This window comes from Synechococcus sp. MU1655, from assembly GCF_023630655.1.
In the GTDB taxonomy this organism is placed as follows: Bacteria; Cyanobacteriota; Cyanobacteriia; order PCC-6307; family Cyanobiaceae; genus Synechococcus_C.
Window position 1 is genome coordinate 1 of sequence record NZ_JAKUHK010000066.1, and the last position, 8110, is coordinate 8110.

At 47.9% G+C, this 8110-nt stretch carries 6 protein-coding genes; 4 read left to right on the forward strand and 2 right to left on the reverse strand.

The features are described 5' to 3' along the window. Positions 1–645 (reverse strand): hypothetical protein (locus NCN04_RS04785; RefSeq protein WP_502988752.1); only part of this gene is annotated, 645 nt, incomplete at its 3' end. Between the two features lie 1283 nt (positions 646–1928). On the opposite strand from NCN04_RS04785, the gene NCN04_RS04790 reads away from it, so the two are divergent. The 3 genes from NCN04_RS04790 to NCN04_RS04800 are packed head-to-tail and all read left to right on the forward strand — an operon-like array spanning position 1929 to position 4926. After that, the gene (locus NCN04_RS04790) at positions 1929–2144 is read left to right on the forward strand and encodes a hypothetical protein (protein WP_250395339.1); all 216 of its coding nucleotides are present in this window, start codon (positions 1929–1931) and stop codon (positions 2142–2144) included. After that, on the forward strand, positions 2141–2479 hold the full coding sequence (locus tag NCN04_RS04795; RefSeq protein WP_250395340.1) for a hypothetical protein: 339 nt from the start codon (positions 2141–2143) through the stop codon (positions 2477–2479). The genes NCN04_RS04790 and NCN04_RS04795 overlap by 4 nt, the downstream gene beginning before the upstream one ends. After that, complete coding sequence (locus NCN04_RS04800) at positions 2476–4926, forward strand: DUF3854 domain-containing protein (protein ID WP_250395341.1); 2451 nt, start codon at positions 2476–2478, stop codon at positions 4924–4926. The genes NCN04_RS04795 and NCN04_RS04800 overlap by 4 nt, the downstream gene beginning before the upstream one ends. Here NCN04_RS04800 and NCN04_RS04805 read toward each other — a convergent pair. Next, positions 4923–5342: a hypothetical protein gene (locus tag NCN04_RS04805; protein ID WP_250395342.1), complete on the reverse strand. Its 420-nt coding sequence runs from the start codon at positions 5340–5342 to the stop codon at positions 4923–4925. The genes NCN04_RS04800 and NCN04_RS04805 overlap by 4 nt on opposite strands. Between NCN04_RS04805 and NCN04_RS04810 the strand changes: the two genes are divergently transcribed. Then, positions 5341–8110, forward strand: a 2770-nt coding sequence (locus NCN04_RS04810; RefSeq protein WP_250395343.1) for a lectin-like protein, incomplete at its 3' end; no start/stop codon positions are given. The genes NCN04_RS04805 and NCN04_RS04810 overlap by 2 nt on opposite strands.

The window sequence follows — 8110 nt, forward strand, 5'->3', positions numbered from 1 at the left end:
GTTGGTGCCCGTGCCGCCGTCAATGGCGTCATTGCCGTCACCACCGATGAGGATGTCATCGCCTTCTAGGCCTGTGATGGTGTCATCCCCACCAAAGCCATCGATCAGGTCATCATCAGGAGTGCCGCTGAGAACTTCAGGGCCGTCGCCACCGGGGCGAACAGGCGTGAGATCAATCGCTGCTTCTGCGGTAATCCACTGGCCATCCACCAGAATTTGAAGCTGATCGTTTTGTTGCTGGATCGCTTGCAGCTGCTCTGCGCTCAGCTCTTGCCCGAGTAATTGCTGCGCAAACAGCTCACCTTCATCGCCCGGGGTATCAGCAAGATTGAGCACAGCATCCAGGTGATGCCCTAGCTCTTCTGTCAGTACGGCTTGGATTTGGTCTTCACTGGCAGTGTTGAGCCAATCTTGATTGAGATAAATCGTGCTTGTGCTCACTGCATAAGCCGCCGCGGCACCAGGCATTGCTTCTGCTGTAAGGAGCTCAATTGGCGGGAGACCACTGAAATCTCCTGCCGCCCACTCGGCCTCAAGCTGTTGAATCAGGGGCTCTTCATTTCCAATCGCAAGGGCGGCACGGGAAGCTTTGCTAATTGAATTTTCTTGCGCCCAACCAGAAAGTTGCTGATTCCAAGATTGCAATACAGCAGTCAAAGACGAAGTCAAAATTAATTCAAAACCGTTGATTGGCTCAACATTACGCTTCTTATGGATATATTAAATGATAGTTACATTAAGACTTTCTCATCTATATTTCATTCGTTTTCACCCTCCTCTCAGGCGCATGATTTGACAATTTCTCTTTTGCCGTGGGTTCATATTTGGAAGATTATCTAGAGTGAGCTTGGGGCTTTTTGGGGATCCCCCATTTGGGGGATCTTTTTATTTAATTGCTCCCCCAGATGGGGGAAGACAAATTATTAGGGGCTTTCTCGATGTAAAAATGCTTGAAACAACAAGCCCTAGAGCCTGAGCATCCGCTGCTTCCTGACGGGCTGCCCAAGGTGTGCTGACAAGCGGTAGTAGCTCAACAACACGAACTCGGCATGTTGTGTTGGTGCATCTGGCTTGATCTGTATGAGTGTTCTCTCTTGCCTGTTCAGTAGTTAGCCCTCACCGTTGGACTTCTCCTTGTATCGGGCGTAATCAGGCTGCTGCTGCCACATGGGTGCAGTTTGGCGAGATTGCCCATTGGGGTGAGAGCCACTCACTCGAAAGGATGAGTTGAAATCCCTTTTGATCAGCACTTGGAGTTTGTCGATACGGACGGCGGTCTCAGCTGCTCTTGCTCGTGCCATGTCCAAAAGGACTGTTTTGCAGGTTGCAAAGACCTGAGTTGCTTCCGTCTGATTACTTAGGTCTTGACTTCTGTTCGGAGGCTGAAATCTGGTAGGACAATTCTGCGCATGATTCTGCGCACATAATTTGTATTATTTAAGTGTCATTCCAGTGCTGGCAATGAGTCTTGGGCCTTCAAATTCCTGAATGGCATGCAGGGGGTCAGCGGTTCGAATCCGCTTGGCTCCATTTGGATCTCACTCCCTGAGACTGGTGAGTGAGTCTGATTCTTAAGTCTGATCTCAGGTGGTCTAGTTGTTTGACCTTTCCCACCACTTGTGGTGGTGATCTTGAATCTTGCTGTTACTTGCCACAGCGTGTAGCGTAATTCTGTCGAAACTCGAATTTTCTCGATTTAACGATTCGTCTGTGGAATCACGATGATCACCCATCGCCGCAGGCTCTACAAGTCACTAGAGCAGCTGACGGTCTGCTAGTGCACCAGGTGAAACGGTTGGAGATGTCAGTGTCACAGGACTCGGGAACGCTTTCCCCCTGGGCTTGATAAGCAGACGAGAGAAAACGGGATCAACCAGCCGGATCGTGGACAGATAGCCGGTAGTGGATTTCGTTGTTAATTGACAACAATGACTTCGCCTTGGAAGCGCACCCCTGATGCTGCTGAGCAGCTCGGCGTCTCAAGCGACACGCTCAAGCGCCGCCGCGATATCGCTGGTGGATTTTTAGAAAACGGACGCGATTACAACCTCGGTCCGAGCCGCAATTCATCGATCACCTGGAACGTTGAAAACGTACGCAGTGCATTCAATCAGCGCGGTCTCCTTGTAAGAAAGGAGGGTTGATCGTGCAAAAAAAAGACCCCCGCTACGGCAATAGCGAAAGGCCCAATATCGATTTATTTATTCTATTTCAGGAGCACGTCCCTCATCCAACGACCAGCGCACAGGAATTGGTGCTTGAACGCCTGTGCGAGATGGATTTAGAAGCACAGGAGAAAGGGACCAATCCTGATCCCTTTGTTGGTTATGGCAGAGAAACAATGGCGCACATTGCCCGTTGTTTGGTTGCGTTGTCCTTAGAACGAGGCGGACTGGATGAAGCCAGCGTCATTGCGGCTGCGATCTGGATCAGCAGTGTTTGGGCATCCCTTTATGAACGTTATGGGGAGGAATCATGATCAATGATCCCCAGCTTGTTCAGGAGCTTTTTCAGGAGCTTGTTGGCTCTGGACTGCCTCCAGAGATCCACGACCAGCTTGGCTACTGCAGCGTCACTGTTCTAGAGGCAAAGAAACTTACTGGACATGAGCAGGAGGGGTGGGTTGTTCCGTACCGAGACCCTGATGGAAAGCCATATCAGCACAACGGCAAGGACTTCTATCGCCTAAAGCCACACGGATTCAAGGACGGATCTCCTAAGTATCTCAGTTCTGCAAAAGCTGGCTGTAGGCCCTATTTCAGCCCACTTTTTCCTAACGGTCACCTTGAAACAGGGCGGAACCTATTCATCACTGAGGGTGAAAAAAAGACTGATTGTTTGAATCTCAACCACGTTCCAGCCATTGGCTTGTCTGGTATTTGGTGCTGGAAAGACCAGCGGTCGGGAGAGTCACAGCCAATTCCTGAGCTCGAGTCGATTGATTGGAAACGAAATGTGTATGTGATTTTTGACTCAGACCTGACTCTCAAACCTCAGATCCAGGCGGCACTCGTTGCACTTTGCACCTGGCTCGCGAATCAAGCTGGTCATCCCTTTATCCCCAAAGTTATTCAACTTCCTTGTGAACTGAATGGTGACAAAAACGGTACTGATGATTTCATCGTGCGGCATGGGCTCGAGGCTTTGTACCGGCTGGTCAAGATTGCGCAGTCTTCTGGCGAGTGGACGTTTGATAAAAAGGAGGAAAAGTACTTTTTTACTTTTACCTGGACGCCAGAACCAAGCAACATTCACTACGTTGCTACACCATTCAGCACGGTCTTAAAAGAGCACTACGCCGAACATCCATCTTTTGGCACGTATGAATGGATTGGCAACCATTGGAGCCGAATGGAAGACCGTAAGCCCCTCATGAGGCCCATCCATCAGCTGATGGATGAACACGACTTTCATGCTCGCGGCAATGGCCGCATGAACTCCATCCATGACCAGATCACAGCCTATTTAGAGGTCAGAAATTGGGATAACGAAAATCTGGTGGCCTTTTCCAATGGCACTCTTGATTTAAACACCAAAGAGCTGTTGCCTGGTCACCGGCAAACCGATCGGCTCACTTTTTGCTTTCCGTTCAATTACGACCCGGAAGCAGAGTGTCCCCAATGGCTTGATTTCATCAAGAAGACCTACACCAAGGCTGATGGCACGCCCGATCCAGCTGTTGTGAATGTGCTCAGGGCCGCATTCCGTTGGACGATTTGTTCTAAGCCGGTTGATGCGCCTTTCCCCTATGAAGTTGCCTTTGATGTTGGCGGCCCTAAGGGATGCGGTAAGGGCGTGACATCCGAGGTGTTGCGGGCACTGAATGGCGGGAGTCATGGCGTTGGGACACTTAGATCCAAAATGTTTGGTGATCCGGATTCATTGGCCAGCTTGCTGAATAAGAAGGCCGCGATTGATTTCGATAGCTCCGGAATTGTGACGGATCCAGGATGCTTCAACAGCATCGTTAGCAATGAACCGGTCCAGATTTGGATTAAATATAAGAACAAGTGCGATGCCCGCTTGGGTTGCGTGATCTGGCGTTTTTATAATGATCAGCCGCGTGTTGCTGATGATGGCGGGGTGGAAGGAATGTCCCGCAGGATTATTACTTTCTCTATTCCATTTTCGGTTAGCAACAAGGACCCGCACCTAAAGCAAAAGCTCATGGAAGAGCTTCCTGGGATTTACCAGTGGGCCATGACTATGAGCAAGGAGGAGATGGCACAGGCATTTGCCGGTGCAGGCGAAGTGGAAAGCCTTGGAGCAGCGTCCGTCGATGCACAGCTGGATGCCAACCCTTGGCTGCAGTATCTGATTGAAATCTATCCGACTGGAATTAATGCAATCTCCGCGCGGAATCTCTATGTCCGTTACCGGGAATGGTGTGAGGCAGAAGGGCGTAAACCGATGAGTAATACCAGGTTCGGTAGAAAGCTGAGAAGGGTGGAGGGTTACCGGCAAACCCTCCACAAACGCTCCACCAAACACTGCACCGTGTACGACATCAAGCCACTTAAGGATGTTGATTGGGCTGACTTCTTTGGGATCAAACGTGGTGGTGGAGAGTCCAACCCGCCACCGGTGGAGCGTTCAGAGGCCAACCCACCACCACCAGAACAAAGCTATTGCAATGGCTCTGGATCAAAGGTGGAGGGTATGGATAGTTCAGAGCAGCCTCAGTTCAATGGTTCTGATGATGTTGTTTCTGTCCCTATAGAGAAAAGTGTTGTAAATAACCCTCCACACCCTCCACCGGGCACATGCACCGCGCGTGTTCAAGCCTCGATCAAGGCTGGATGTTGCAAGGAAGAGGAGATTCTTCAATGGTGCGCTGCCCGGAATTTGAACCTGAGCCGCACAGAGTGCCGAAGAGTGATGAAACGCCTAGAGCAGGAGGGAGTTGTGTCAGAGCTGGTCTGTTAACGAGACCAGTGCTGGGGAGTGTTGATGAGCACTTCTCCTGAGATGTTTTGCCGTTGTCCCTCAATAATTTGCGTAACCCAAGCCGAACATTGGATGCAGATCTTGCATTTTGTTTGAGCAATAGCTGAAATCGACTGCGGCAGATAGGATCTGGGCTGACGAACAAAGTGAAGGAATCCTGAGAGAAACCTTAGGAAATACTTTAAAGTCTTAGAAGTCCAAGGTAAGTCTTGGGCTGCTTCTTGCGATAACGCCTGCAATTGATTGATGTTGAATCCATCATTTCTGACGCTGCTTGAAATCTGGCAAGCCCAGCTGAAGGCTTGGGCTGCGGAAGGAGCGATCAGCAGGGCAGCAGGAAGTGCACTTGCCTTGGAAGGGGAGCAGTCACGGCTTGAGGAGCTGGAATCAGCCATGGCTGCAGGTGATTTCAGCGAATTGCCACCAGTTGAGCTGCTACCTGCCACATCGATGCCGGGTGCTGCGGGAGCTTATGCAGCAAGCACGGGAACCGTTTATCTCAATCAAGATTGGTTCAAAACTGCCAGTGAAGAGCAAATCCAGGCCGTACTGACAGAAGAGCTGGGGCATCATTTGGATGCTCAGTTCACTGAAGTGGATACTCCTGGGGATGAAGGTGAATTATTTGCGCGGCAATTGCTCGGTGAAGAGCTGAGCTCAGAGCAGCAGCAAGCAATCCAGCTGCAAAACGATCAAATTCAAATCCTGGTGGATGGGCAGAAGATTAATGCAGAAGCATCTCAATTTAGCTGGCCACAACAAGTAGGTGGTTCCGCAAATGTAGATAGTAATGACATATATGCTCTCGCTGATGGCTCTTCGTTGATTACTGGAAGCTTTCAGGGGATGGCACGCTTTGGGGACAAAGTACTCACTTCTACAACGCAAGATGAGGAAGATATTTTTGTTGCTAAATTGAATCCTGATGGATCTTTTGCCTGGGTAACACAAGCTGGTGGATCTGAGGATGATGGCAGCAATAGTATTACCGCTCTTAGTGATGGCTCCTCAATCATTACTGGTTACATTGAGGGTACGGCTAGGTTTGGTAATGAAATAATTTCTAAAAGCAATAGCTCTAGTGATGTCTTTATTGGAAAGTTGAATCCTGATGGATCTTTTGCCTGGGTTGTTCAAGCTGGTGGCGATGAATCAAACATCAATGGCAGGAGTATTTCTGCACTTAATGATGGATCTTTGCTTTTACAAGGATATTTTGATGGCACAGCTGTTTTTGGAGATATATCTATAACGGCTGAAAATTCTGATAAAGGAAATGTTTTCATTGCCAAGTTAAATCCTGATGGTGGCTTTGCTTGGGCGACTCAAGGACCACCTACTTCAGAATTTGCTTCGTCAAATAATTTCGCGACATTTGCGGATGGATCATCGCTTATTACTGGCTCCTTCAGGGGCATTCAGTCTTTTGGAGATATTACACTTACATCTACAGAAGAAGGAGAAGAAGCAGATGATTTTTCTAATGATGGCTTCTCGGATGATATCTATGTTGCAAAGCTAAGTCCTAATGGAGAATTTGTTTGGGCCAGTCAATCTGTTGGACCTGGAACTGAGGAAGCTAGGGGGATTTCGACTTCGAGTGACGGCTCCTCAATAATTACGGGATACTTTAAGAGTAAAAATGATACGCAAGCAGCTGGCTTTGGCTCAACGCTTCTCTCTTACAAAGGATCTTTTAGTCAAGAACTGTTCGTTGCTAAACTCAATACCAATGGAGATTGGGAATGGGCCTCTCAATCCTTTGGGAGTCAGGAAAATAGTGGCAAAGATGTTTCAACACTAAGTGATGGATCTTCACTTGTTACTGGATATATAAGTGGAACCACTGGCTTTGGAAGTACAGACCTTATTAAAGAGGAGAGTGGCGAAGAGAATGTTGTAATTGCAAAATTGAGCCCTGATGGAGAATTTGAGTGGGCTACTCAAGCTGGAGGAAGTCTATCTGACTACGGCAAAAGTATCACGCCATTAGCAGATGGTTCATCTCTAATATTTGGAGAGTTTGGTGATACTGCCAGTTTTGGTGATGTATCTCTTGTCTCCGAAGGTGATTTGGATCTATATGAAGATGCGAGAAATGGTTTTATTGCAAAATTGAATGCTAATGGTACATGGGCTTCTTCTGAATTGGGTGATGAAGTTTCAGATACAACAGCACCAACACTGATTTCTTATGAACTCTCATCTTATAACTTTGATCTATCAAATGGCGATGTCACTATTGATGTCTCTGCTCAAATTACTGATGACATCAGTGGCGTATTTGACGGGACTTATGCCAACGGTAATGGGGGCAGTCCCTCCCAAGCGCGATGGCGTAGCCCTAGTGGTAATCAATTCCTTGATGCAGGATATTTTTCTACTCCTTCAACAGGCAATTTCCTAGATGGAATATATACAGATCAAACAGTTCTAGATGCAAATTCTGAGATAGGTACCTGGACACTCGATTATTTCCTTTTGGCTGATGAAGCTAGCAATTTAAAATCTTTAAACAAAGATGAAGTTGCAGCATTAGGAATCCAAACAACCTTTGAAGTGTCTGATGGATCCAAGGTGGATCCAACGAAATCAGTAATCAGAGGTAACAGCCTTTACACCATCGTTGATGGTCCCACATGGGAAGAAGCAGAGGCGAATGCGAATGCTTTAGGCGGTCACTTGGTGACCATCAATGATGCAGAGGAGAATGACTGGTTATTTAATGCATTTGAAATCCAAAACGAACGATATTTAGATGTCGGAGGGCAGCTTTATCTCACTGGCTTTACAGATCGAGAACAGGAAGGTGACTGGAGATGGATTAGTGGAGAAGCAGTAACGTACACAAATTGGGCTGTAGGTGAACCAAATAACAGTTATAATGGGGCTCCTGAAGACTTCATGCATCTCGGATGGGCTGCTAATAGGAAGTGGAATGATGTGCCTTCTAACTTCGAATACAGTCCCGATACGGTCGGAATAGCAGAAACCCCCTTCATCCGGCGTGGTGATTCTGCCTATGTAATTGTCGAAGGTCCCACATGGGAAGAAGCAGAGGCGAATGCGAATGCTTTAGGCGGTCACTTGGTGACCATCAATGATGCAGAGGAGAATGACTGGTTATTTAATGCATTTGAAATCCAAAACGAACGATATTTAG

Coding starts and splice junctions, on each gene's coding strand:
- NCN04_RS04790 (WP_250395339.1), top strand. CDS start 1,929: ATGACTTCGCCTTGGAAGCGCACCCCTGATGCTGCTGAGCAGCTCGGC.
- NCN04_RS04800 (WP_250395341.1), top strand. CDS start 2,476: ATGATCAATGATCCCCAGCTTGTTCAGGAGCTTTTTCAGGAGCTTGTT.
- NCN04_RS04805 (WP_250395342.1), bottom strand. CDS start 5,342: ATGGCTGATTCCAGCTCCTCAAGCCGTGACTGCTCCCCTTCCAAGGCA.